Annotated in this window: 20 protein-coding genes; 9 read left to right on the forward strand and 11 right to left on the reverse strand. The window is 69.4% G+C overall.

Going from position 1 to position 24,394, the window contains the following annotated elements; translation table 11 throughout:
• Entirely contained in the window at positions 1 to 993 is a 993-nt protein-coding gene (locus ACQW02_RS15110; RefSeq protein WP_431280737.1) for an agmatinase family protein, read from the reverse strand.
• A gap of 178 nt (positions 994 to 1,171) precedes the next feature.
• On the opposite strand from ACQW02_RS15110, the gene ACQW02_RS15115 reads away from it, so the two are divergent.
• From ACQW02_RS15115 to ACQW02_RS15150, 8 genes are read left to right on the forward strand one after another with little or no spacing between them, the layout of a single operon-like run.
• Positions 1,172 to 2,536 carry an MmgE/PrpD family protein gene (locus ACQW02_RS15115; protein ID WP_431280738.1) on the forward strand — a complete coding sequence of 455 codons (1,365 nt, stop codon included), beginning with the start codon at positions 1,172 to 1,174 and terminating at the stop codon, positions 2,534 to 2,536.
• Positions 2,533 to 4,035, forward strand: coding sequence for an argininosuccinate lyase (gene argH, locus ACQW02_RS15120; RefSeq protein WP_431280739.1), 1,503 nt, complete (start codon positions 2,533 to 2,535; stop codon positions 4,033 to 4,035). The genes ACQW02_RS15115 and argH overlap by 4 nt, the downstream gene beginning before the upstream one ends.
• A 3-nt stretch (positions 4,036 to 4,038) precedes the next feature.
• On the forward strand, positions 4,039 to 4,659 hold the full coding sequence (locus ACQW02_RS15125) for a cupin domain-containing protein (protein ID WP_431280740.1): 621 nt from the start codon (positions 4,039 to 4,041) through the stop codon (positions 4,657 to 4,659).
• 14 nt (positions 4,660 to 4,673) lie between these two features.
• Complete coding sequence (locus ACQW02_RS15130) at positions 4,674 to 6,218, forward strand: ABC transporter substrate-binding protein (protein ID WP_431280741.1); 1,545 nt, start codon at positions 4,674 to 4,676, stop codon at positions 6,216 to 6,218.
• A 15-nt stretch (positions 6,219 to 6,233) separates the two neighbouring features.
• Positions 6,234 to 7,787: an ABC transporter substrate-binding protein gene (locus ACQW02_RS15135; RefSeq protein WP_431280742.1), complete on the forward strand. Its 1,554-nt coding sequence runs from the start codon at positions 6,234 to 6,236 to the stop codon at positions 7,785 to 7,787.
• Positions 7,784 to 8,710 carry an ABC transporter permease gene (locus ACQW02_RS15140; protein ID WP_431280743.1) on the forward strand — a complete coding sequence of 309 codons (927 nt, stop codon included), beginning with the start codon at positions 7,784 to 7,786 and terminating at the stop codon, positions 8,708 to 8,710. The genes ACQW02_RS15135 and ACQW02_RS15140 overlap by 4 nt, the downstream gene beginning before the upstream one ends.
• 4 nt (positions 8,711 to 8,714) lie before the next feature.
• Entirely contained in the window at positions 8,715 to 9,569 is an 855-nt protein-coding gene (locus ACQW02_RS15145) for an ABC transporter permease (RefSeq protein ID WP_431280744.1), read from the forward strand.
• Positions 9,553 to 11,412: a dipeptide ABC transporter ATP-binding protein gene (locus tag ACQW02_RS15150; protein ID WP_431280745.1), complete on the forward strand. Its 1,860-nt coding sequence runs from the start codon at positions 9,553 to 9,555 to the stop codon at positions 11,410 to 11,412. Before ACQW02_RS15145 ends, ACQW02_RS15150 begins: the two co-directional genes overlap by 17 nt.
• Here the strand turns inward: ACQW02_RS15150 and ACQW02_RS15155 are convergent.
• The 7 genes from ACQW02_RS15155 to ACQW02_RS15185 form a co-directional block, all read right to left on the reverse strand.
• Positions 11,407 to 11,934: a DUF3016 domain-containing protein gene (locus ACQW02_RS15155; RefSeq protein ID WP_431280746.1), complete on the reverse strand. Its 528-nt coding sequence runs from the start codon at positions 11,932 to 11,934 to the stop codon at positions 11,407 to 11,409. The two genes, ACQW02_RS15150 and ACQW02_RS15155, sit on opposite strands and share 6 nt — an antisense overlap.
• A gap of 104 nt (positions 11,935 to 12,038) precedes the next feature.
• Positions 12,039 to 12,581 carry a cytochrome b gene (locus ACQW02_RS15160; protein ID WP_431280747.1) on the reverse strand — a complete coding sequence of 181 codons (543 nt, stop codon included), beginning with the start codon at positions 12,579 to 12,581 and terminating at the stop codon, positions 12,039 to 12,041.
• A 167-nt stretch (positions 12,582 to 12,748) separates the two neighbouring features.
• The gene (locus tag ACQW02_RS15165; RefSeq protein ID WP_431280748.1) at positions 12,749 to 13,462 is read right to left on the reverse strand and encodes an ABC transporter ATP-binding protein; all 714 of its coding nucleotides are present in this window, start codon (positions 13,460 to 13,462) and stop codon (positions 12,749 to 12,751) included.
• A gap of 5 nt (positions 13,463 to 13,467) precedes the next feature.
• Positions 13,468 to 14,217, reverse strand: coding sequence for an ABC transporter ATP-binding protein (locus tag ACQW02_RS15170; protein ID WP_431280749.1), 750 nt, complete (start codon positions 14,215 to 14,217; stop codon positions 13,468 to 13,470).
• Positions 14,214 to 15,146 (reverse strand): branched-chain amino acid ABC transporter permease, encoded by a 933-nt coding sequence (locus ACQW02_RS15175; RefSeq protein ID WP_431280750.1) that lies wholly within the window; start codon positions 15,144 to 15,146, stop codon positions 14,214 to 14,216. The genes ACQW02_RS15170 and ACQW02_RS15175 overlap by 4 nt, the downstream gene beginning before the upstream one ends.
• Positions 15,143 to 16,024: a branched-chain amino acid ABC transporter permease gene (locus ACQW02_RS15180; RefSeq protein ID WP_431280751.1), complete on the reverse strand. Its 882-nt coding sequence runs from the start codon at positions 16,022 to 16,024 to the stop codon at positions 15,143 to 15,145. The genes ACQW02_RS15175 and ACQW02_RS15180 overlap by 4 nt, the downstream gene beginning before the upstream one ends.
• Positions 16,017 to 17,243 (reverse strand): ABC transporter substrate-binding protein, encoded by a 1,227-nt coding sequence (locus ACQW02_RS15185; protein ID WP_431280752.1) that lies wholly within the window; start codon positions 17,241 to 17,243, stop codon positions 16,017 to 16,019. Before ACQW02_RS15185 ends, ACQW02_RS15180 begins: the two co-directional genes overlap by 8 nt.
• Positions 17,244 to 17,441: 198 nt before the next feature.
• Here ACQW02_RS15185 and ACQW02_RS15190 point away from each other — a divergent pair, with 198 nt between their 5' ends.
• Positions 17,442 to 18,560, forward strand: coding sequence for a YncE family protein (locus ACQW02_RS15190; RefSeq protein ID WP_431280753.1), 1,119 nt, complete (start codon positions 17,442 to 17,444; stop codon positions 18,558 to 18,560).
• A gap of 34 nt (positions 18,561 to 18,594) precedes the next feature.
• Here ACQW02_RS15190 and ACQW02_RS15195 read toward each other — a convergent pair whose 3' ends face one another.
• From ACQW02_RS15195 to ACQW02_RS15205, 3 genes are read right to left on the reverse strand one after another with little or no spacing between them, the layout of a single operon-like run.
• Positions 18,595 to 22,446, reverse strand: a complete 3,852-nt coding sequence (locus tag ACQW02_RS15195) for an amino acid adenylation domain-containing protein (RefSeq protein WP_431280754.1) — start codon at positions 22,444 to 22,446, stop codon at positions 18,595 to 18,597.
• Positions 22,439 to 22,702, reverse strand: coding sequence for a phosphopantetheine-binding protein (locus tag ACQW02_RS15200; RefSeq protein WP_431280755.1), 264 nt, complete (start codon positions 22,700 to 22,702; stop codon positions 22,439 to 22,441). Before ACQW02_RS15200 ends, ACQW02_RS15195 begins: the two co-directional genes overlap by 8 nt.
• Positions 22,699 to 24,327, reverse strand: a complete 1,629-nt coding sequence (locus ACQW02_RS15205; RefSeq protein WP_431280756.1) for a (2,3-dihydroxybenzoyl)adenylate synthase — start codon at positions 24,325 to 24,327, stop codon at positions 22,699 to 22,701. Before ACQW02_RS15205 ends, ACQW02_RS15200 begins: the two co-directional genes overlap by 4 nt.
• Between the last annotated feature and the right edge of the window lie 67 nt (positions 24,328 to 24,394).

The following is a 24,394-nucleotide window of genomic DNA, read 5'->3' on the forward strand; positions in this document are numbered from 1 at the left end:
TCAGCCCCGCGCCGCCAGGCCGTAGAGGAAACTCAGGATCAGGGACGCGCCGGCGCGCCCCGTCATGTTGTCGTGGTCGAAGGAGGGTGAGATCTCCACCAGATCCATGCCGATCGCCTTGGGATGCGCGCCGATCAGCCGCAGCGCCTCCTGCACATCCCGCAGGTCCAGCCCGAAGGGATTGGGGGCCGCGGTGCCCGGCGCCTGGGCCTGGTCGATGCAGTCGATATCGACCGAGACATAGATCGCATCGGTCCCCTGCCCCGCGATCTCCAACGCACGCTCGACCGCCGCCAGCAGCGCGCCATGCCGCAGGCCGCGACCGGGAATGACGGTGATGCCGTGGTCGGCGGCGTAGTCGTGGAACTGGCGGGAATTGGTGAATTCCGCCATGCCGATCTGCACGAGGTTTTGGCCATGCACCGCATCGGGCAGGGTTTCCAGCGCCTTGCGAAAGGGCACGCCGCTGGATTCGGCGCCCAGATGCGCCGCGCGCAGATCGTGATGCGCGTCGAAGTGGATGATCCCGAGTTTCGCGCCTGGCCGCAGCCCCTGGGTGACGCCGCGGATCAGCGGATAGGCGATGGAATGGTCGCCGCCGATCGACACCGGCACGATGCCGCGTCGCACCAGCGCCGCCGCCGTTTCCGTGACGCGGTCGAAACTCGTCGCCATGTCGGTCAGCGTGATCAGCACGTCGCCAATGTCGGCGGCGCGCAGCGCCTCCATCCCGCGGCCATCGGCACTGCTGAAGGTGGTGTAGTTCACCAGGCCAAGTCGCACCGCATCCGGCCCGCCGCGCGACCCCGTGCGGACGACGGAAGCGCCATCGAAGGGCACGCCGATCAGCGCGGCGCGCAGCCCGTCCAACTGGCCGTTCCATTCCAGCCAGGCGCCGGCGCGATGTTCATCGGCATCGCCCTTCATCACGTTGACCACGAGCCCCGGGGGGCGGAGCGCCGGAAGGGCGGCGGTGGCGGGGGGGTGGTCCATGCGCGGGGCGAAGTCCTGCCGTTTCTCTTGACAGGGAGCGTGCAAGACGCGAGCCTTCCTTGTCAACTTTGGTTTCCCAACAGGAAACCATCAACCAGGACGGATCAGCGGACAGGATGGGTCGAGGTCGAAGCATCATCGTCGCTTGCCAGGTGGCGGTGTACCAGCGGGATTTCGCTTGACCGCCCCGCCCGCCGCCGTCGAACTGGCGCGCTTCTATGCAGGGCTGGATGGTGCTGCCCTGCCCGGCGCCACCATCCACGCCGTACGCCGCCACCTGCTGGATACGCTGGGCGCCGCCCTGGCCGGGGCGGCGCAGCCGGAGCCCTCGGCGGTGCTCGCGGCCGGGCGCGTGACGCATGGCGCGACCGGGCCATCGGTGCTGTGGGGCCGGCCGGAGTCCGTGCCACCCGCGCTGGCGGCCCTGGTCAACGGCACGGCGGCGCATGCGCTGGAACTGGATGATGCCAGCGGCTGCGACCATTCCGGCGCGGTCGTCGTTCCGGCCGTGCTGGCCGCGCTGCCCTTGGCGCGGGCCGTCTCGGCGGGCGACCTGATCGCCGCCATCGTCGCGGGATACGACCTGGGCCGGCGCGTGATGGAAGCCGCCGGCGGGTATGACGCGCATAATGGCGCGGGCTGGCATTCCACCGGCACCTGCGGCGTCTTCGGCGCGGCGGCCGCCGTGGCACGGCTGTGGCGGCTGGATGCGGGGGTGACGCAGCACGCGCTCGGCCTGGCGGGGTCCTTCGCCTCCGGCAATTGGGCCTTCATGGCCGATGGCGCGATGACGAAGCGGCTGCATCCGGGCCACGCCGCCTCCGCGGGGCTTATGGCGGCGGCGCTGGCACGGGCGGGCATGACCGGCCCCGCCGCGATCTTCGACGCGCCCTGGGGCGGTTTCCTGGCGACCTATGCGCGCGGTGCCGCCGATCCCGGCGCGCTGACGCGCGACCTGGGGCGGGATTTCCGTATCCACCGGTCCTCGATCAAGCCCTTCGCCTCCTGCCGCGGCACCCATGCGGCGGTGGAACTGGCGCTGGACCTGCGGCGCCAGGTCGCGGCCGAGGATGTCGGGGCGATCGAGGCCGGGGTGCATCCGACGCTGGTGAAGATGTGCGGTGCCACCGAAGCCGCGACGATGCTGGAAGCGCAGATGAGCATGCCCTACGCGCTGGCCGTCGCCTGGCTGCGCGGCGATGCGGGGCTGGCCGATTTCGCGCCCGAGGTTCGCGCCGCGCCCGAGGTCGCGTGTTTCATGCGCCGGGTGCGGCTGATCGAGGACCCATCGGTGCCCAGCAACATCGCCTGCCGCCTGACCGTGACGCCACGCGCCGGCGCGCCGCTGGAGGCACGGCGCGACGTGCCCATCGGATCCTGGAATCACCCGCTGCCGGATGACGCCGTCCGTCAGAAGTTTCGCGGCCTCGCGACCCCGGTCCTGGGTGACGACCGCGCCGCTGCACTCGAAGCGCGGGTCATGGGCCTGACACCCACCGACGACCCCACCATCATCACCGACCTACTGGAGCGTGCCGCATGAGCACCGACAGCGATTATCGCGGCTTCCGCACCGCCGGCACGCGGCTGACGGAGGAGCCGCTGGCGCATCTGGACTTCCACCGGTCGAACCTGCTGGGCGAATCCATCCACGGCATCCACGCCTTCGACAAGGCGCATGCCCTGATGCTGACCGAACAGGGCATCCTGCCGCGGGAGACGGGTCGCGCCATCCTGGGCGCGCTGCGCGGCATGGAGGCGGAAGGCATGGAAGACGCCCGCGCGCGTGCCGATGGCGGCATGCATTCGGGCGAACACTACCTGATCCAGACCCTGGGCCACGCCATCGGCGGGCGCCTGCATCTCGGCCGCTCCTCCGGCGACCTGATCGAGGTGGCGCGGAGGCTGACCTACAAGGCGCATGTGCACCGCATGATCGAGGCACTGGCGGCCCTGCGCGGCAGGCTGCTCGACCTGGCTGTGACGCATCGGGGCACGGTGATGCCGGGCTATACCCATGGCCAGCACGCGCAGCCCACGACCTTCGCGCATTGGTGCATGATGTTCGAGGCGTGTTTCGCCCGCGACGCGGCACGGCTGCTGTCCTTCCACCAGCGCCTGAACATGTCCCCCGCCGGCGCCGCCATCATGACGGGCAGCGACTTTCCGCTGGATCGGCACCGCACGGCCGCGCTGCTCGGCTTCGATGCGCCGCTGCCGAATACGATGGACGCGATCCTCAGCCACGATCTGGAGATGGAATACGCCAGCGTGCTCGCCGTGCTGGCGCAGACGCTGGGGCGGGTGGCGGATGACCTGTTCCTCTGGTCCACGACCGAATTCGCCATGGTGGAATTGCCGGATCGCTACTGCGGCACCTCCTCCATCATGCCGCAGAAGAAGAACCCGGACGGGCTGGAGGATATGAAGGGCCTGGCGGCGCAATCGCTCGGCTTCCTCGTCACCGTCTTCTCGGCCGAAAAGGGGCCGACCGGCTTCCCCATCATGGAACGCCGCAACACGCAGGCGGTCCTGTGGAGCACCGGCACCGGATTGGCCGTGCGGCTGGAGACGATGTCCCCGCTGCTGCGTGACCTGCAGGTGCGCGAGGCGCGGATGTTCGCCCTGGCCGGCGCCAATTGGGCACAGGCGACCGACGTCGCGGCCACGTTGGTGCGCCTGGCCGACATGGATTGGCGCAACGCGCATCATCTGGTCGGCGTCCTGGTGCGCCGCTGCGCGGAACGCGGCGTCACGTCCCAGACCGCGACGACGGCCGACCTTGATGAGGCGGCGGTGTCGATGGGGCTGCCCGCGCCGGGCCTGTCGGCCGAAGCCTTCGCCGAGGCGATGGATCCGGCCGGTTTCGTCGCGCGCCGTGGGCTGATCGGGGGCCCCGCGCCATCGGCGATCGACCGGGCGGTGGTGGCGGCCGGCGCCGTGCTGGCCCGTGATGCGGCGACGCTCGCGGGACATCGACTGCAGGCGGCGGAAGCTGCCGCGATGCTCGAGGCCGCGATCGACGCGATGCTCGCGGGCTGACCGGTGGCCCTCCCCGCCCGATCGACCCGCGCCGAGACCACCCAGATGGCGCAGCATGGCGTGCCCTTCCCGGTGCGGGAGGAGGGGGTGCGCATCGGTGCCAAGCTGAAGGCGTTGCGCCAGGCGCGTGGGTTGTCGATGCAGCAGGTCGCGCTGGCCGTCGGGGTCAACAAATCCTTCATCAGCAAGCTGGAAGCGGATGCCGTCGCGCCGTCGGTCGCGACCTTGCTGCGCTATTGCGAAGCGGTCGGCATCCGCCCCGGTTCGATCTTCGACCCGCCACCCACGCAACTCGTGCGGCGGGATGAGGCGGTGCGGATCGACCTGGGTGGGGAGAAGATGACGGAATACCTCATCTCCGGCACCGCCCAGAAGGAGATGATGGCGCTGCGCAGCATCATCGAACCCGGCGGCGGATCGGGCGCCGAACCCTATGCGCTGCGGGCGCAGGCCGACCTGGTGCACGTGCTGTCCGGCGCGCTTGAGATCACCGTCGATGGCACAATCCATCGGCTGGTGGAGGGCGATACGCTGACCTTCCCGCCGACCCTGCCGCATTCTTGGCGCAACCCTTCGGACACCGACCTGACCCACGCCCTCTGGGTCATCGTTCCCCCGCCGTGACACAGGAGAAGCAGATGCGGATCACCCGTCGTGGAACCGGCCTTCTGGCCGCCGGGCTGGTCACAGCCCCGCTCGCGGCCCAAACGGCCGAGCGCGATATCCGCTTCGCCTTCGGGTCGCCGATCCTGACCCTCGATCCGGGCATCTCCGGCGGGTCGCAGGCGCAGACCGTGCGGTTCCACATCATGGAATCGCTGGTGCAATTGAACGCCGATACGGGCGCGATCGAACCGCTGCTGGCCGAAAGCTGGTCGGTCGCCGCGGACAATGTCACCTGGACCTTCCGCCTGCGCCCCAACGTGCGCTTCCATGATGGCAGCGCCATGACCTCGGCCGATGTCGCGGCGTCGCTGCGCCGGGTCATCGATCCAGCGAACGGGCTGCCGCGCGGCAATGATCTGCGTGTCATCACGGAGATCCGTGAGGTCGACCCGCTGACCATCCAGCTCGTCACCCGCACGCCCTTCGGCCCCTTCCTGCCGACCCTGGCGCAGGACAGTGCCAGCGTGATGAGCAAGGCATCCCTGGAACGGCCGGCCGCGACCATTGCCTGGAGCCCTGTCGGCACCGGCCCCTTCCGCTACCAGTCCCATGTGCCGCAGCAGAACGTCACGCTGGCGCGCAACGATGCCTATTGGGGCGCCCGCCCGGCGGCGCGCAGCCTGGTCTTCCTGAACGTGCCGGAAGCCTCGACCCGCCTGGCGATGCTGGAAACGGGCCAGGCCGATATCATCGTCGACGTGCCGGCCGTGGAACTGCCGCGGCTTCGGCGCGCCAGCGCGATCGGGCTGATCGAGAAGCCGAATACGCGCCTCGTCCACCTCGGCATCAACGTCACCCGCCCGCCCTTCAACGATCCGCGCGTGCGCCGGGCGCTGAGCTACGCCATCGACCGGGAAGCGATCGTGGAGGGCGTGCTGGGCGGGCTTGGCCGCCCGGCGCGGTCGATCATCGCCGACAGCGTCTTCGGCTTCGCCCCGCAGGAGGTTTCGGCCTACGACCCGCGCCGCGCCCGCGCGCTGCTGGCCGAGGCCGGTTTCCCGCAGGGCTTCCAGACCACCATCTGGACCCCGCAGGGGCGCTACTTCATGGATCGTGAGGTGACGGTCGCCGCGCAGGCGCAACTGCGCGCGGTCGGCATCCGGGCCGATGTGCAGGTGGTGGACTGGTCCACCTACCTGACCCTGCTGCGACGGCCGGAAGCCGACAACCGCAGCGCGCTCTACCTTCTGGGTTGGGAGACCGGCACCAACGACATCCAATACATCGCCGACACCGTCTTCGCGAGCAGCCGCGTCCCGCCCGCGGGCTGGAACACCATGTTCTACCGCAGCGAGGCCGCCGATGCGCTGGCCACCCGCGTCTCGGCCGAGGTGGATGAGACGCGACGCAAGGCGCTGGCGGCGGAATGGCAGGCGTTGGTGATGCAGGACATGCCCTGGGTGGTGCTCTACAGCGCCGTCATGGTCACCGGGCATCGGGCGGATATCAGCGGCATCGAATACCTGCCGACCGACAATTGGCGGCTGAACAACATCCGCTTCACGCCCGCACGCTGACCCGGAGACAGGCCGATGCAACCGATCCACCGACGCGCCGCATTGATCGGACTGGGGGCTGCCGGCGCCGCCCCCTTGCTTGCGCGGCCGGGCGTGGCCCAAGGGGCCGAGCGGGATATCCGCTTCGCCTTCGGTTCGCCCATCCTCAGCCTGGATCCGGGCAATTCGGATGGGTCCCAGCCGCAGACCGTGCGCTACCACGTGATGGAACAGTTGGTACGGATGAACCCCGCGACCGGCGCCATCGAACCGCTGCTGGCGGAAAGCTGGGCCGTCGCCGATGACAAGGTGACCTGGACCTTCCGCCTGCGCCCCGGCGTCCGCTTCCATGACGGCACGACGCTGACCTCGGCCGATGTCGTCGCCTCCATCCGCCGGATGCTCGACCCCGCCAATGGCCTGCCGCGCGGCAATGACCTGCGTGCGATCCGTGAGTTGCGTGAGGTCGACCCCCTGACGGTGCAGATCGTCACGGCCACGCCCTTCGGCCCCTTCCTCGCGGTCATGGCGCAGGACAGTGCGAGCGTGATGAGCAAGGCGTCGCTGGAGCGGCCTGCGGCCGCTATCGCCTGGGGGCCGGTCGCTACCGGCGCCTACCGCTATCAATCGCACGTGCCGCAGCAGAGCGTGACCATCACGCGCAACGACGAATACTGGGGGCCCCGCTCCGGCCCGCGCAGCATCACCTTCCTGAACGTGCCCGAAGCCGCCACGCGCCTGGCGATGCTCGAAACGGGACAGGCCGATATCATCGTCGACGTGCCGGCCGTGGAACTGCCGCGCCTGCGCCGCGCACCACAGATCGGCCTGATCGAAAAGCCGAACAACCGTCTCGTGCATATCGGCATCAATGTCGCGCGGGCGCCCTTCAACGACGTGCGGGTGCGGCGCGCCTTGCTGCACGCAATCGACCGCGACGCGATCGTGGAAGGCGTGCTGGGCGGGTTGGGCGAACCGGCGCAATCCATCATCGCCTCTGTCGTCGCCGGCTACGCCCCACCGCCGGTCACGCCCTACGATCCGCGCCGCGCCCGTGCCCTGCTGGCGGAAGCCGGCTTCCCGAATGGCTTCCAGACGACGATCTGGACCCCGCAGGGACGCTACTTCATGGACCGCGAAGTCACCGTCGCCGTGCAGGCGCAACTCCGTGCCGTCGGCATCCGCGCGGAGGTGCAGGTGATGGACTGGTCCAGCTACCTGGCCGTCCTGCGTCGACCGGAGGCAGAGAACCGCAGCGCGCTCTACCTCCTGGGATGGCAGAGCAACACCAACGACATCCAGCACATCCTGGACACTGTCTTCACCGCCAACCGCGTGCCCCCCGCGGGCTGGAACACGATGTTCTACCGCAGCGAGGCATCCGACGCCCTATCCGCCCGCGTCGCGGCGGAGGTGGACGAGCCAAGCCGCAAGGCCCTGGCGGCCGAGGCGCAGGCCCTGATCATGGGCGATGCGCCATGGGCGCCGCTGTACAGTTCCGTGATGGTCACCGGGCACCGCGCGGATATCACCGGCATCGACTACATGCCGACAGATAGCTGGCGCCTGCACAATGTCCGGCCTCGATGAGGATTGGTGCTTTCCTGGCCCGGCGGCTGCTGCATGCGGCGATGGTCGTCGCTGCGCTGTCGGTCCTGGTTTTTTCGGTGCTGCAACTGGTGCCCGGCGACCCCGCGCTGACGGTGGCCGGCGTCGGAGCCACGCAGCAGGATGTGGAGACGATCCGGCGGCAACTTGGGCTCGACCGTCCGGTCTGGATGCAGTTCCTGGTCTGGGCGGGCAACGTGCTGTCCGGCGACTGGGGCACGTCGATCGTGACGAAGGAGCCTGTGCTACCGACCTTGCTGGATCGTCTGCGCATGACCGTGCTGCTGGCCACGGCCGGGATCGTGATTGCCGCGACGATCGGGATTTTCCTCGGCGTCCGCGCGGCGCTGCGCGCCAATACGGCGACTGATATCGGCTTGTCCGTCGTGGCCCTTCTCGGCATCTCCACGCCGATCTTCTGGATCGGCCTGCTCCTGCAGCTCATCTTTGCCATCCAACTCGGCCTGCTGCCCGCGACGGGGTCCGGCAGCATCTGGCATCTGGTGCTGCCTGCCATCGCGATCGGCGCCAATTCCACCGGCATCATCATGCGCATGACCCGATCCTCCATGCTGGAGGTGTTGCGCCAGGACTTCATCCGCACGGCGCGGGCAAAGGGCCTGGCCCAGTCACGCATCATCTACGCCCATGCGCTGCGCAACGCCGCCATCCCGGTCATCACCGTGGTGGGCGTGCAATTCGCCTATCTCATGGGCGGGGCGGTGCTGACCGAAACCGTCTTCGTCTGGCCGGGCATCGGCAAGCTGCTGGCGGATTCGGTGTTCTCGCGCGACTTCCCGATGGTGCAGGGGGCGCTCCTGCTCGTCGGCATCATGTTCGTCGTGGTGAACACGCTGGTGGACCTGGCCTATAGCCTCGCCGACCCGCGCGTGCGCCTGGGCTGAGGGGATGAACGCCATCGCCGCCCAGTCGCCGCGCCGTCGGCTACTGCAGAAGTTCATGCGCCACCGGCTTGGTGTCACCGGGCTCGCGATCCTGGCGATCTATCTGGCCGTGGCGCTGCTCGCCCCCTGGATCGCCCCCTTCGATCCGGATGACGTGAACCTGCGCAACGTCGCCAAGGGACCGAGCGCGGTCCACTGGCTCGGCACCGATCAATTCGGGCGGGATATCCTGACGCGCGTGATGATCGGGGCGCAGACGTCCCTGTTGCTGGGCGCCTGCGTCGTCGTGATCGCGACCGGTTTCGGCCTGCTGCTGGGGGTGCCGGCGGGCTATTTCCGCGGCTGGGTGGAACGCGTCATCATGTTCTGCACCGATGTGCTGATGACGATGCCCTCCATCATCACGGCACTCGCGGTCATCACGGTGCTGGGGCCTGGGCTGGTCTCGACCATCTTCGCCATTGCCATCGCGGCGGCGCCGCGCCTGGTGCGCGTCGCGCGCAGCGCGGTGCTGCAGGTGCGCGAACTCGACTACATCGACAATGCGCGGACGCTCGGCGCGGGCAATGCCTGGATCATGGCGCGGCACGTCCTGCCGAACAGCCTGGCGCCCATCATCGTCCAATCTTCCCTGCTGATGGCGGAAACGGTGCTGGTCGCGGCGGGGCTTGGCTTCCTCGGCCTCGGCGTACCGCCACCAACCGCCGAATGGGGGCAGATGCTGGCGGAGGGCCGGGGCCATCTGCGGGCGGCGCCCTTCATCTCGATCTTCCCGGGGCTGGCCATCGCCTTCCTGGTTCTTGGCTTCAACCTGCTCGGCGACGGGCTACGCGATACGCTCGATGTCCGAACCCGGTAGCGCCCAGACACCGATCCTCTCGGTCGAGGGGCTCGCGGTATCCTTCCTCGGCGACGGCGCCTGGCGGCGGGTGGTGCACGACATCTCCTTCACCGTGGCCGCGCGCGAAACGGTCGCGATCGTCGGTGAATCCGGCTCGGGCAAGAGCGTGACCGCCCTGTCCGCGATGCGCCTGCTGCCGGAGGACGGCGCCCGCACCGAAGGACGCATCCTCCTCGACGGCCAGGACCTGCTGGCCCTGCCGGAGGATGCGATGCGCCGCATCCGCGGCAATGCGGCCGCCATGATCTTCCAGGAGCCCATGACCAGCCTGAACCCGGTCATGCCGATAGGACGGCAGATCGCGGAGGTGCTGACCACGCACCGCGGCCTGAACCGCGCCGCCGCGCAGGCCGAGGCGGTGCGCCTGCTCGACAAGGTGCGCATCCCCGATGCGAAACGCCGCCTGGGCGAGTTCCCGCACCAACTCTCCGGCGGCATGCGCCAGCGCGTGATGATCGCCATGGCGTTGGCCTGCGCCCCCAGGCTGCTCATCGCAGACGAGCCGACGACGGCGCTGGATGTCACGATCCAGGCCCAGATCCTCGCCCTGCTGCGGAGCCTGCAGGAAGAAGAGGGCATGGGCCTGGTCTTCATCACCCACGACATGGGCGTGGTGGCGGAAATCGCGGACCGCGTTCTGGTCATGCTCGATGGCCGCGTCGTGGAGCAAGGCGAGGCGTCACGCGTCTTCGCGCAGCCACGCGAGCCCTACACGCGCGCGCTGCTGGCGGCCGTGCCGCGCCTTGGGTCGCTGGCCGGCCGGTCGCGCCCGGTCCGCTTCCCCGTGGTGGACAAGGCGACCGGCGAAAGCGACCAGCCCACCGAGGCACCGGAGACGGTCACGGCCGGCGCGCCGCCGGTGCTTGAAGTGGAGGGCCTGACAGCCCGCTTCGATATCCGCGATGGCCTGGTCGGCCGCATCGTCGGTCGGGTTCATGCCGTGGAGAACCTGTCCTTCACGGTGCAACCAGGGGAGACGCTGGCACTGGTCGGGGAATCCGGCTGCGGCAAATCCACCACCGGCCGCTGCATCCTGCGGCTGCTCACCCCCTCCTCCGGCCGCATCGCCGTGGCGGGGCGCGATATCGCGGGGCTTCGCGGCGCCGCGCTGAAGGCGGTGCGACGCGATGTGCAGAGCGTCTTCCAGGACCCCTTCGCCAGCCTCGACCCGCGCCAGGCCATCGGGTTTTCGATCGCCGAGCCGATGCTCGTGCACGGGGTCGCGGACCGCCAGGCGGCGAGCGAGGCCGTGGCGCGGCTGCTGCGGCAGGTCGGCCTGGATCCGGAAATGCAGCACCGCTACCCGCATGAATTCTCAGGCGGGCAGCGCCAACGCATCTGCATCGCCCGCGCGCTCGCACTGCGCCCGAAACTGGTCGTGGCGGATGAGGCGGTGTCGGCGCTCGACGTGTCGATCAAGGCGCAGATCGTCAACCTGATGCTGGACCTGCAGGCGGAACTCGGGCTGTCCTACCTCTTCATCTCGCACGACATGGCGGTGGTGGAGCGCGTGAGCCATCGGGTCGCGGTGATGTACGCTGGTGAGATCGTGGAGATCGGGCCGCGCGCGGAGATCTTTGGCAACCCGGCACATCCCTATACCCGCCGCCTGCTGGCCGCCGTGCCGGTGCCGGATCCGGCGCGCCGCACGGCCCGGATGCCGTTGGCGAGTGACGAAATCCGCAGCCCGCTTCGCGCCCTCGGCTTCGTACCGCCGCGCCGGAGTTATCGGGAGGTCTCGCCCGGCCATCTGGTGCAGGTGGATGACGCGCAGGTTTTCGCCCGCGGTGTTGGATCATGAGCCGCAGTATCTCGTTGAACCGGCCAGATGCCGTGGGGTGCCGAAGCGATCAGCGGACCAATCCAGCAGCATGGGCTCCTCAAAGCGCAGAGGGGCGGCTGATCGGGTGACGGCCGGCCTCTGCAGGTAGGTCATGTCCGTCACGGTCTCATCGCCGCTCGCCACGATGCGGTCCTCCTGCGAAAGCGCATACCGAAACCTGATGCGCGGCCAGATCGTGGCTTCCATGACACGGAGGCTGGGATTCGGGATCCGCCAAGGCGGAAAATAGCCCGCGAGATCGACGTCAACGACGTCGATGTGCAGGTCCTGGCCTGGCGGCAGCCGCCGCCCCATGCGTTCGAAGATCCGTTGCAGCCCGACAAGCGCCGGCGAACCCTGATCAACGAGCCTTGGTGCGTACAGATTTGCGTCGGTGAACGCCTGCGGGTTGACGAACGTCACCCAAACCTCGGCCTGTGCCGGCACAGCGGCCACCAGTCCCGCGATACCTGTCGCGGCGATCGAGAGAATGGCCCGCATGGCTGCGTCCTCCTGGGACAGGTCGCGCTTTGGCATTGCAGGGCGGGCGAGCCGGAAGCGGCCAGGACTCTCATTCCGGCGGTGGCGTCACCGGCCGCACCGCCTCATCGGGCCAGTCGAGGGTCCGGTCCACCCAGGCGCCGCGCCCGCCCGATCATTCGCGACAAAACGCCGTCGCGCCAGACGAAATGATGGACCAGCGCCATCGCCACATGGCCAAGGATCAGGGCCAACAGCAACCACGCCAGCTTCGAATGCAGCAGGTCCGCCGGCGCGGCCATCCATTCGATGCGCACGCCGCTCCGCGCCACCACCGGATGGCCGAAGAAGGCGAAGCCCCTGCCGTTGCCAAGCGCGCGCAGGAAGGCCAGCGCCGGCACAACAAGCAGCAGCCCGTACAGCGCGCAGTGACCGGCGAACGCCGCCTTGCCGGCCCATGTCCGTTCCTGCGCGGGACGGCGGTCACGATTGCTCCAGGCCCAGAGCAGGCGCAGCAGGATCAGCACCAGCAGTATCGCGCCGATCGACTGGTGCGTACCGACCCAGAACGCCATCAACGGCGTGCGCCCGAGGATCAGGCGCAGGCCCATGCCGGCGAATTGCCACACCAGGATCAACGCCATGGCCCAGTGCAGCAGCCGCGTCACCAGCCCATAATGTTCGCGCGTATCCCGCCACTGCCACGCCATATCGCGTCCCTTGCAATCTCGTCCGGCCGCCGGCGTTTCACAGGCGGTCGTCATTTTCGAAGTGAGGCGCAATCGCATAACAGAAAAGAAGCGAGTGCCAACCAACCGCCGCCTCTGATCGCAGCTCACACGCTCAGATGTTCGGCGAGCATCCCGTCCATTGCCAGCAGGGCTGCGGACGCCCCGTCGAACACGATCTTCCCACCAGCCAGAATGACCGCGCGTTCGCACAACCGCAGCGCCAGGGAAAGGTTTTGTTCCACGAGCAGAACCGTCTGTCCTTCCGCCGCCAGGCGGCCAAGCGTGGTCACGATGACCTCCTCCGCCACCGCCGGCGCCAGCCCTTCGCTCGGCTCGTCCAGGACCAGCAGCGGGGCCTGGGTCAGCAAGGCGCGCCCAATCGCCAGCATCTGCCGCTCGCCGCCACTCAGCGCGCTGCTCAGCATGGCGCGGCGTTCGGCCAGGCGCGGAAAAAGCATGAACACCCGTTCGAGCGTCCAGGTGCCCGGGCGTCCACCGAGCGTCGCCAGACGCAGGTTCTCCATCACGGTCAGATCCGGGAAGCCCCCCCTCCCCTGCGGCACGAGCGCGATGCCAAGCCGGGCGATGCGATGGGTCGGCCAGCCGCCAACCTCCCGCCCCATCACCTGCACGGACCCTGCGACCCGCGGCCCAAGGTTGAAGACCGCCTGCACCAGCGTCGTCTTGCCGGCCCCGTTGCGACCGAGCACCGCGACGCGTTCCCCCGAGCGCAGCACCAGCGACACCTGCTCCAGCACCGCGGCCCCGCCATAGCCTGCCGAGACACCGGACAGGGCCAGCACGGGTGTTTCAGGCACCGCCGTCATCCAACCATGGTCCCGAGGTAGGCGCGGCGCACCACCGCATCCTCCCGCACCTCGGCCGGGGTGCCGCAGCCGATCACCCGGCCGAGGTCCATCACCACCACGCGGTCGCAATGGCCGAACACGATGTCGATGTCATGCGCGACCAGCAGCAATGCCGTATCCGCGTGGTTGCGGCGCAGGATGCCCAGCAGCCTGTCGGATTCCGCGCGGGTCAGCCCGGCCGTGGGTTCATCCAGCAGCAGCAGCCGCGGCGACAGCGCGAGCGGCATCAGCGCATCGATCATGCGGCGTTCGCCATGGGACATGTCGCACAGCAGCGTGTCCGCGCGATGCGCGAGACCCGCATCGCCCAGCAGCCGCGCCGCGGTCTGTGCCGCCGCGGCGGCGGCGCGGGTGCCACCGAACCAGCGCAGCCCATCCCCGGCATGTTGCCGCACCGCCATGGCGATGTTCTCCCGTGCCGTCAGCCCGGGAAAGACCATCGCTGTCTGGAAGGTGCGCGCCAGGCCGCACGCGACGCGCCGGGCCGGGGCTAGCCGATCCATCGACTGCCCGGCGAAGCGGATGCTGCCCGCATCAGGCGGCAGGAAGCCGGTGATGACATTGAACAGCGTCGTCTTGCCCGCGCCATTCGGGCCGATCAGCCCGACCGCTTCGCCTTCGCCCACATCGAAGCCGACATCGTCCAACGCGGCAAAAGCGCCGAAACGCTTGCCGATCCCGCGAAGTTCCAGAATGGCCGTCACGCGCCGCGCCCAGGCAACCGGCCCCGCAGGATCCGCAGGCCGCTCGCGATACCGTTCGGCAGCAGCAGCACCGTCAACACGAAAACCAGCCCGACAAAAAGCTGCCAACGATCCGTATAGGCACTGAGATAGGTCTGGATGCCAAGGTAAACCGCGCAGCCGATGAAGGCGCCCCAGAGCGAGCCGATGCCGCCGATCACCAGCATGACGACCATCGCGGCCGACTGCGTCCAATGCACGCTCTGCGGGCCGACGTAGAGGTTCACGAAGGGAAACAGCGCGCCGGCCGCCCCGGCCATGCCGCCGGCGAGCAGCAGGGCCCGGAAGCGCACGGCGAACAGGCTGTAGCCCAGCGCGCTCATGCGGATCGGCTGTTCGCGCGCGCCGACCAACGCACGCCCGACCGGCGCCGCGACGAAGGATCGCGCGACCCCAAACGCCGCAAGCGCCAGCAACGCCGCGACCATGAACAGCGCGCGTGCATCCGCCAGCGCCCAGGGGCCGAGGGACAGCGCGGGCAATCCGCGCAACCCGTCGGCGCCGCCGGTGACATCGCGCCAGTGGAAGGCGACCTCCCACACAATCTGCCCGGTCAGAAGGGTCAGGATCAGCAGGAAAAGCTGGCCACTGCGCAGGATCACCACGCCCATCAATGCCGCCAGCACCATGCCCGCGGCGATACCGGTGCCGAGCATGACCAGCAGGTCGCCGCCCCAGTGCCGCGACGCGATCGCCGCCGCATAGGCGGCACCACCGAACAGCGCCGCGTGGCCGAGTGACATCAGGCCCCCGAAGCCGATCAGGATATCGAGGCTCATGACCGCGATGCCGATCAGCAGGATCTCGGCCAGGAAGCGCAGCAGGAAATCATCAGCGAAGAGGGCTAGCGCCGCCACCGCCAGCGCCGCTGCCGGCAGGATGCGCGTCATATCCGCCGCATGGAAGGCGCCACCAACCCGCTCGGGCGACACACCAGCAACAGTGCCAGCGCGGCGAAGGCCGCGAGATTGGCGAACTCCGGGAACCACACCTTGCTGAAGGTCAGCGCGAAGCCGACCACCAGCGCGCCGGCGACGGTGCCGCCGAAACTGCCAAGTCCGCCGACCACCACCGTGACCAGCGCCAGCAGCAGAACCTCCTCGTCCAGGCCAGGATAGGCCGCGAGCATCCCCGCGCCCAACGCGCCGCTGAGGCCACCAAGCCCGGCCGAGAGCACCAGCACCACGGTGAAGACGCGGCGCGTGTCGATGCCCAGTGTCTCGACAATGCCGCGATCGGTCACCGCCGCGCGCAGCACCGCCCCCCAGATCGTGCGGTCCAGCAGCAGCCAGAGCAGCAGCCCCAGCACCACGCCCGCCGCGATCAGGAACAGGCGAAACATGGGAAACGGCATGTCGGCGATGAAGACCACGCCCTGCAAGGCGGGGGGCAGGTCGGGCAGCAGGATCTGCGCGCCAAAACCCCAGCGCATCAAATCGGCGAAGATCAGCGACAAGCCATAGGTCAGCAGCACCTGCATCAGATGCGGCCGCGCATAGAAGCGCCGAAAGGGAAAACGTTCGAGCAGCGCGCCGGCCAGCGCGGCGGCGACGAAGGCGGCCGGCAAGGCCAGCCACCACGGCGCGCCGCTGCCGAGCCAGAAGATCGCGACATAACTGCCCAGCAGGTAGAAGGAACCATGGGTAAGGTTCACGAAATTCATCAGGCTAAGCACGACCGAGAGCCCGAGCCCGTTGAGCAGCAGCAAGGCTGAAAAGGACAACGCGTTCAGCGATTGGATGGCGGCATAGCCCAGGAAATCAGGCATCTGGCCCCGGGTCGCGGAGCTGCGGGAAGGTATGCACGACGGTGTTGATCATCGTGCCATTCACCGCACGGACCTCGTTCACATGGATGTCGAGGATCGCCTGCCCGTTGCGCGGATCGAAGGGCATGCTGCCGAAGGCGGTCCGCACCGGCGCATCGAACAGCGCCTGGCGCGTGCGCGGCCAGTCGGCCGGATTGCCGCCGGCCCGTTCGGTGGCGGCGCGCAGCACCTGGCCGCAGACATAGCCGGTGGTGCTGAATTCCCCCGGCAGGCCACGGCCGGTGGCGCGATAGGCGGCGACGAAATCGGCACTGGCCGGGGCAGTCGGCGATTGGTGGAAGGTATTGACCGCGCCGAGCGCCGCATCACCGACGGCGGGCAGCACATCCTCCTGGTCAAAGCAGGCGCCGGTGCCCATCAGCCGGATGCGCCCGGCCAGGCGGTATTCCTTCCATTGGCGCAGGAAGCGCACCGCATCGCTGCCGGCGAAGAAGACATAGACGGAGTCTGGGCGCTCGGCGGCGATGGCGGTCAGCAGCGGGCCGAAATCGGGGGTGCCGAGCGGCGTCCAGAACTGCCGGCCGATCCGTCCGCCGATCTGCTGGGTGGTCTGCGCGAAATCGCCGACGAATTCGCGCCCGGCCGCGTAGTCCGATGCGGCGGTGACCACCCGCGCGCCGGGATGCGTCTGATGCGACCAGCGCGCGGCGGTGCTGCCCAGCATCCAGTTGGTCTTGGTCGGCCGCAGGATGAAGGGGCTGGCCGCGCGGCGCGCCAGGTCATTGGCCGAGCCCAGCAGGAAGGTCGGCATCCGCGCCTCGGTCACCACGTCGCGCAGCGCCAGTGCCACGCCGGAATGGAGGACCCCGCACAGGAGATCGACACGGTCCTGGCCGATCAGCTTGCGCGCCTTGCGCACGCCATCATCGGGGCGCGCCTGGTCATCCTCCACGATCAGTTCCACCGGGCGGTCGGCGAAGCGTTCGCCTGATTCCGCCAGCAGCAGCCGGATGCCGGCGCGCATGCTTTCGCCAAGCGCCGCGAAGGGGCCGGAGAGCGATGTCACCATGCCGATCCGCAGCGGCGCCGGCTGCGCCAGCGCCGGGCTGGCCAGGGGCGGCAGTGCCACGGCGGCAATCCCGGCAATCAGCGCCCGGCGCGGCACGGCGGCGGGGGGCACGGCGCAGGCGCGGCCTTGGTCAAGACTCCGGTTCGGCATGGTCGGCGGCTCCGAGGCGGCGCGTGATGTGCGAATAAGACGCAATATCTCCTCATCGCAGAGCCACCCGGCACCGGCAAGGCGCCTTGCCGCCCCCCGAAGGCAGCCCTGCTCCTTGCCGGAAGCAGGTCGGCAATGATAATGCGAGTGATTATCATTATTGGCCATCTCCTCTCCCGCATCCAAGGTAGGCTGCTCATGCCCTTGTCCAACGCCACGCTCTCCCGCCCGGCTGTCTCGCGGCGTCATCTCATGGCGCTGCTCGGCGCCGCGACGACGCTCGCCACCCTGCGCCCCGCCGCGGTCAGCGCCGCACCGGCCATCGAGAAGACCCTCAAGATCTCGGCCGCGCTTTACGAACTGGCCGTCAGCACCACCAGCAACCTCGTGCATGTGGCCGCCGTCGGCGGGCGCGGCCAGAACGCCGCGAAGATCATCGGGCTCGACCTGCGCACGCTGGAGACGCGCTCGACCATCGAACTGGGCGAGGATTCGGCCTTCGGGCTGACGGTGAACGACCGTCGCGGCCTGCTGCTCGCCACTGGCACGCGCCAGGGCGCCTTCAAGATCTTCGATGCGCGCACCGGCACGCTGCGGGCGCGGCTGACGCAGGGCGAAGGCTCGCACCTGCGCCAGGTGGTGGCGGATGAGGCGCGCGACCGCGCCTTCGCGACCTCCTTCGGCGCGCGCGACCGGCCCAGCACCATCTGGGTCGTGGACACCGCCGCCGACCGCATCGCCACGGTCATCACCGAAGGGCTCGAAGGCGGCATCACCGGCCTTGCCCATGATCCGGCCGGCGACCGGCTTTTCGTCACGGCGCTGACGACGAATGAGGTCGTGGAGGTCAGCCTGGCGCGTAATGCTGGCATCCGTCGCTTCGCGTCGGGCGGCGAAGGGGCGATCAACATCGCCTTCGATCCCGCCAGCGGCCGGCTGTTCTGCGCCAACCAGCGCAGCGGCACGCTGAGCGTGCTGAACGCCGCCACGGGCGAGGTGGTGAAGGTGATCGAGACCGGTGCGGGTGCGCTCGGCATCACCCTCTCGGCCGATGGCGCCATCGCCTATGTCGCCAATCGCGGCGCCGGGACAGTCAGCGTGGTGGATACCCGCGCCCTGAGCGTGGTCGCCAGCCTGGCCACCGGCACGCATCCGAACACGGTCTCGGTCGATCGGCGCAGCGGGCTTGCCTATGTCTCCAACAAGGCGCGCATGGCGCCGCGCCAGCGGCCCGCGGCTGATCAGGCCGCGCCCGCCGCGCCGCCCGCCCCGATCGACGATCCGAACGGGGATACGGTCAGCATCATCCGCCTCTGATCGCCTGTGCCGGCGCCGGGATCCCGGCGCCGGCCTAAAAAAGCCGTCGCAGCGCCGGCGCGATCACCGCCGTCGCCGCATCGCCCATCATCTCGCCATGCAGGGCGGGGACATCGATCACCGCGACCCGCGCCGCATGCGGTGCCCACATGGCGGGCGAGATGTCGCGCCCCACATGGTCGCGCGCCGCCCGGAAATGCGTCAGCGTGCCGTCGAAGCGCCGGTGGTGGTGGCCGCGCACCAGCCGGTTGTTGCCCTCCACCACCCGCACCACGCCATCGAGTGCCGCTTCCGGCAGACGGCCGAGCGGCATGCCGCCGCGGCGCAGGAAATCGATGACCGCGCCGCGCTCCATCGGCAGGTCGGGGAACCGCGCCGGATCATACCCGGCGATCCCGAGCAGGGCCGCGTAGATCGCCGCATCATCCGGCTCCGGCGCCGCGCGCCAGACCTCGGCCGGATAGGCGTCGAGCAATGCGACCAGCCCCACATCCCGGCCAAGATCGCGCAACCGCACCGCGATCGCCTGGGCGATGATCCCGCCCACCGACCAGCCGGCAAGGTGGATCGGCCCCGGCCGATCCGCCGCCACCACGCGGTTGGCGTAATCGGCCGCCAGCGCCTCCAGGCTGTCCACCGGCGGCACGTCGGGGTCCAGCGCGGGCGATTGCAGGCCCAGCACCGCGATATCCGGCGCCAGGGCGCGCGCGATCCCGCCATAGCACCAGGCGACGCCGCCCGCCGGATGCACGACGAACAGCGATGGCCGATCCTGCCCCCCGCGCCCCAGCACGATCAGCGGCCGCAACCCGTCATCGGTCGGCGGCAGGGCGGTGGAATCGAGCAGACGCGCCAGGCGCTCGACCGTCGCGTGTTCGAACAGCGCGCCAAGGCCCGGGTCGCGTCCGAACGCCTCCTGCACGCGCAGCATCAAGTCCACCGCCAGCAGCGAATGACCGCCCAGGTCGAAGAAATCATCCTCCGCGCCCACATGCGGCACATCGAGCGTTTCGGCGAAGAGGGCCGCGACGCGGCGTTCCGTTTCCGTCGCCGGGGCGCGGCCTTGGCTCTGCGTGATCTCCGGCGCGGGCAGCGCGTTGCGGTCAAGCTTGCCGCTGCTGTTGACCGGCAGTGCTGCGATCGCGACGAAGGCCGATGGCACCATGTAGTCGGGCACCTGCGCCGCGACATGGGCGCGCAGCGCGGCCGCATCGTAATCCAGCCCGGGCACGACATAGGCGATCAGGCGCTTGTCGCCCGGCCGGTCTTCCCGCGCGATCACACGGCTTTGCCGCGCCATGGGGGATGACGCGATGGCGGCCTCGATCTCACCCAGTTCGATGCGGAAGCCACGCAGCTTCACCTGGCCATCGGCGCGCCCAAGATAAAGGATCGCTCCATCGGGACGGAACCGCGCCAGGTCGCCCGTGCGATACATGCGCGCGCCGGGTTGGAAGGGGTCGGGGATGAAGGCGCGCTCGGTCAGGTCCGGCCGTCCGAGGTAGCCGCGGGCAAGCTGCACCCCGGCGATGAACAATTGCCCCGTGACGCCGGGCGGCAGCGGCCGCAACGCGTCGTCCAGCACATAAAGCCGCGTGTTCCACACCGGCCAGCCGATCGGCATGGGCTGGCTGTGATCGCCGCGCGAGGCGTTCCAATAGCTGACATCCACCGCCGCCTCGGTCGGGCCATACAAATTATGCAGTTCGGCCGTCAGCGTTTCATGAAAGCGCTCGCGCAGATCGGCGGTCAGCGCCTCACCCGAACAGAAGACCCGCGCCAGGGTCAGCCCGGCCGCATCGGGATGGGCAAGGAAGGCCGCGAGCATCGAGGGCACGAAATGCACCGTGGTGATACGATCCTGGCGGATCAGCCGGGCGATGGCTGCCGGGTCGCGATGCGCGCCGGGCGGGGCGATGACCAGCGTGGCGCCAGCGATCAGCGGCAGGAAGAATTCCCAGACCGAGACATCAAAGGTGGCCGGCGTCTTCTGCAGGATGCGGTCCTGTGGGGCGATGCCGTAGTGCACGCGCATCCATTCCAGGCGGTTGACGATGGCGCGGTGATCGATGACCGCGCCCTTGGGTTCGCCGGTGGAGCCGGAGGTGTAGATCGCATAGGCCGCATCGCCCGGTTCGGGACCGACGGACGCGGCCCCATCGCGCGGCCAGTCGGCCGGGGCCAGGATATCGGCGCCGCCCGGCAGCGGCGTTTCCGCCAGTGTCAGCCGCGGCGCCGCGGCCGCCATGATGCGGGCGATGCGGTCGGCGGGATGACTCGCATCAAGCGGCAGATAGGCGGCACCGGCGCGGATCACACCCACCAGCGCGACGATCAGGTCGAAGGAGCGATCGAGCGCCACGGCGACCAGATCGCCCGGCCCGATGTGACGCGCGGCCAGCGCGCCCGCCAAGGCCGCGCTGCGCCGGTCAAGCTCGGCGTAGGTCATGGATCGGCCTTCGAAGACCACCGCTTCGGCCAGCGGCCGCGCCTGCATCGTCGCTTCGATCAACCGGGCCAGCGTGGTGTCGGGAACGGAATGGGCCGTGCGATTCACGTCATGGACGAAGCGCTGTGCTTCCTCGGGCGTCGCGGTCGGGACATCCGCAAGGCTGCCCGCGTCCAGCGCGGCGGCGATGAACCTGGCGGCGCGGACGGCGTGTGCAGCGGTCTCCTCGGCGGAGTGAAGACCAGGATTGGCCTCGACCTCCAGCCGCAGCGCACCGGCGGCGGGGTCGCCGCGCAGGTCGAAGGTGATGTCGTCCACCGGCCCGGTGCCGAGCAGGTGCAATGCCGCCGTCAGCCCTGGAAAGATCGGGACCGCGTGATAGGGCTGGATGTTGATGATGGGGCCGTGCACCCGGCGGCCCGCCCCGACGCGGCCGAGGTCACGCCGCAACTGTTCGCCGCGATAGCGGCCATGCCGGCGCAGGGCCGCAAGCCGCGTCGCGACATCCTCGGCCGCATCATGCAATGGCAAGGTTTCGTCGAAGCGGATGCGCAGGGGCAGCACGTTCATCAGCGTCGCCGGCGTGCGCGCTGCCGCACTGCCGAAACGGTTCATGAAGGTGACGCCGACGACCGATTCCGCCTCCGCTGTCAGGCGCCGGCAATAGGCGCCGAGTAGCGCGGTCATCACATCCGGCCAGGCCAGGTCATGCGCCGCGGTCAACCCACGCAGCGCGGCGGCGGCCTCGGGCGTGATCGCCGCATGGGCGCGATGGGCCGAGCGCGCGGTCAGCGCGACACCCTGGCCGATGCCGGTGACATCCGGCGCATCCGCCATGGCCTGGCGCCAAAACCCCGCATCCGTCGCGCGGCGTGGTGCTGCGCGATAGGTGGCATCCTCGGCCAGCGCCGCGTCGAAACCGGCCAGCGGCGGGCCGGCATCCGCACCGCCCTGCCGCGCGGCATAGAGGGCGGCGACGCGCCGCATCAGCAGGTCGGTGCCAAAGCCGTCCAGCACCAGATGATGCGCGCGGTGATACCAGAGGTGATGCTCGGCCGAGAGCCGGTAGAGCTGTTCCGCCGCGAGCGGCCCGCGCGCGGGATCGACCGGCCGCGCCATGTCGCGCGCCATCTCGGCCAGGGCCTCGGCCTCGCTGGATGAGTTAATCGTTTCCAGCCAGGGCCGCAGCGCGGGATCCAGCCGCTGCGTCACGCCCACCGGCCCATCCTGGATGCGGAAAGCCAAGGAATCGGCTTCCTCCACCATGCCATTCACCGCATCGTGGAACGCCGCGATGTCGAGCGGCCCGCGCAGGTCAAGATAGTGCCCGGTGTTGAACACCGGGTTCCCGGGATCGAGGCGCTGGGCATACCAAAGCCCTTCCTGCGCCTCGGTCAGCCGCGGGCCCGATGCGACGATCAGGTCGCCGTCAACCATTCCCCTGCCCTGCCCTGGCGCGTTCGGCGAGCGCCCACCAGGCGCCAAGCGTCGTCTTCTCCGCGATGGCGCTGAGGTCGAGCTCCAGCCCATGCTCCGACCAACGGGTCAGCAAGGTCATGGCGCGCATGGAATCGAGGCCGAGGTCGATCAGGTTGTCGTCATCCTCCAACTCCTCCGGCGCCATGCGCAGGGCGCGCGCGAGGTCGGCGCGCATCCGCTCCCGCGTCATCGGCGGCTTTGCCTGCGCCGTCACGGGGCTTCTTCCGCCAGCAGCCGCGCGCGCAGGCGTGCGCGCAACTCCTTGCGGCTGATCTTCCCGGCGGCGGTGGTCTCGAAGGACTCCACCAGCACCACCTGGTCCGGCACCTTGAACTCGGCGATGTTGCGGCCGCGCATCCAGGCCTTCAGCGCCGCGGTGCGCGGCTTCTCGCCGCGCGGGATGATGAAGGCGCAGGATCGTTCGCCCAGAAATTCGTCCGGCACCGAGACCACCGCCGCATCGAAGACATTCGGATGCGCGAGCAGATGATCCTCGATCTCCTCGGCTGAGATTTTTTCGCCCGCGCGGTTGATGTGATCACCCGCACGACCCTGCACAACCAGGTAGCCCTGCGGCGTACGGCAGACGATGTCACCGGTGCGGTAGAAGCCGTCCGGGGTGAAGGACCGCGCATTGGCCGTCTCGTCATTATGGTAGGCGCGGATGGTATAGGGGCCGCGCGCCAGCAGGTTGCCGGGCTCGCCCTCCGGCACCGGATTGCCGAGATCGTCGAGGATCAGCACCTCGTCATCCGTGCTGATCGGGCGGCCCTGTGTTTCCAGCACGATGGCGTCAGGATCGTCCAGCCGCGTGTAGTTCACCAGCCCCTCGGCCATGCCAAAAACCTGCTGCAACCGGCAGGCGGGCAGCGCATCCTGCACACGCCGCGCGGCTTCCGGCGTCAGCTTCGCGCCACCCACCAGAAGCACCTTCAGGCTGGACAGGTCGTGCTTCGCCCCCGGCGCGGCCTGCGCCCAGAGCAGCGCGAGCGGCGGCACCAGGCCGGTGATGGTGACCGCCTCGCGCGCGATCAGCGGGAAGGCGATATCGGGGCTGGGCGATGGGCTCAGCACCACCCGCGCCCCGGCAAACAGCGCGCCCATATGGCCCGGCGAACTCATCGTGAAGTTATGGGCGGCGGGGAGTGCCGTCAGGAAGACGCTGTCGGCGCCGACCCCGCAGATCTCGTTGCTCGCCCTGAAACTGTAGATGTAGTCGTCATGCGTGCGCGGGATCAGCTTGGACAGCCCAGTGGTGCCACCCGATATCTGCAGGAAGGCGACGCTGGCGGGATCAGGATCGCCCGGCAGCACCGCGCGGTCGCCGTCGAGGCCGATGAAGGGCGTGAACTCCTCGGCCTCACCGACCACGATCACATGGCGCAGGCGCGGCTCGCCGTCGCGCAACTGCCGCGCCAGCACGCGGTAATCGAAGCCATCCATGCCACGATCGGCGCAGACATAGGCGGCGGCTTCTGATTTGCGGAGGAAATGCGCGATCTCGGTCAGACGATGCCCCGGCAGCGCATAGACCGGTACGAGCTGCGCGCGGAACAGGCCGAAAACGACCGAGAAGAATTCAGGGATATTGCCGAGCTGGACCACGACCCGGTCGCCCGGCCGCAACCCCAGGGCGAGGAAGCCGGCCGCCGCGGCCTCGGCGCGCGCCCACAGTTCGGCATAGGTCCAGCGCTGGTCGCCGCCGATGATGGCCAACGCATCCGGGGGCTCGGCGGCGCGTGCGCGAAGAAAGCCGGGGAAGGTCTCGCCCCGCCAGTATCCGGCCGCGCGATAGCGGGCGGCGAAATCTGCGGGCCAGACCTGTCGAAGGGGGAGCACTGAGGAAATCCGTTCCATCGGCGCCAAGGTGGTCAGCGGACCGGGACCCGGGGCGGCGCCTTGCTAA

Source organism: Humitalea sp. 24SJ18S-53 (assembly GCF_050632385.1).
In the GTDB taxonomy this organism is placed as follows: domain Bacteria; phylum Pseudomonadota; class Alphaproteobacteria; order Acetobacterales; family Acetobacteraceae; genus Humitalea.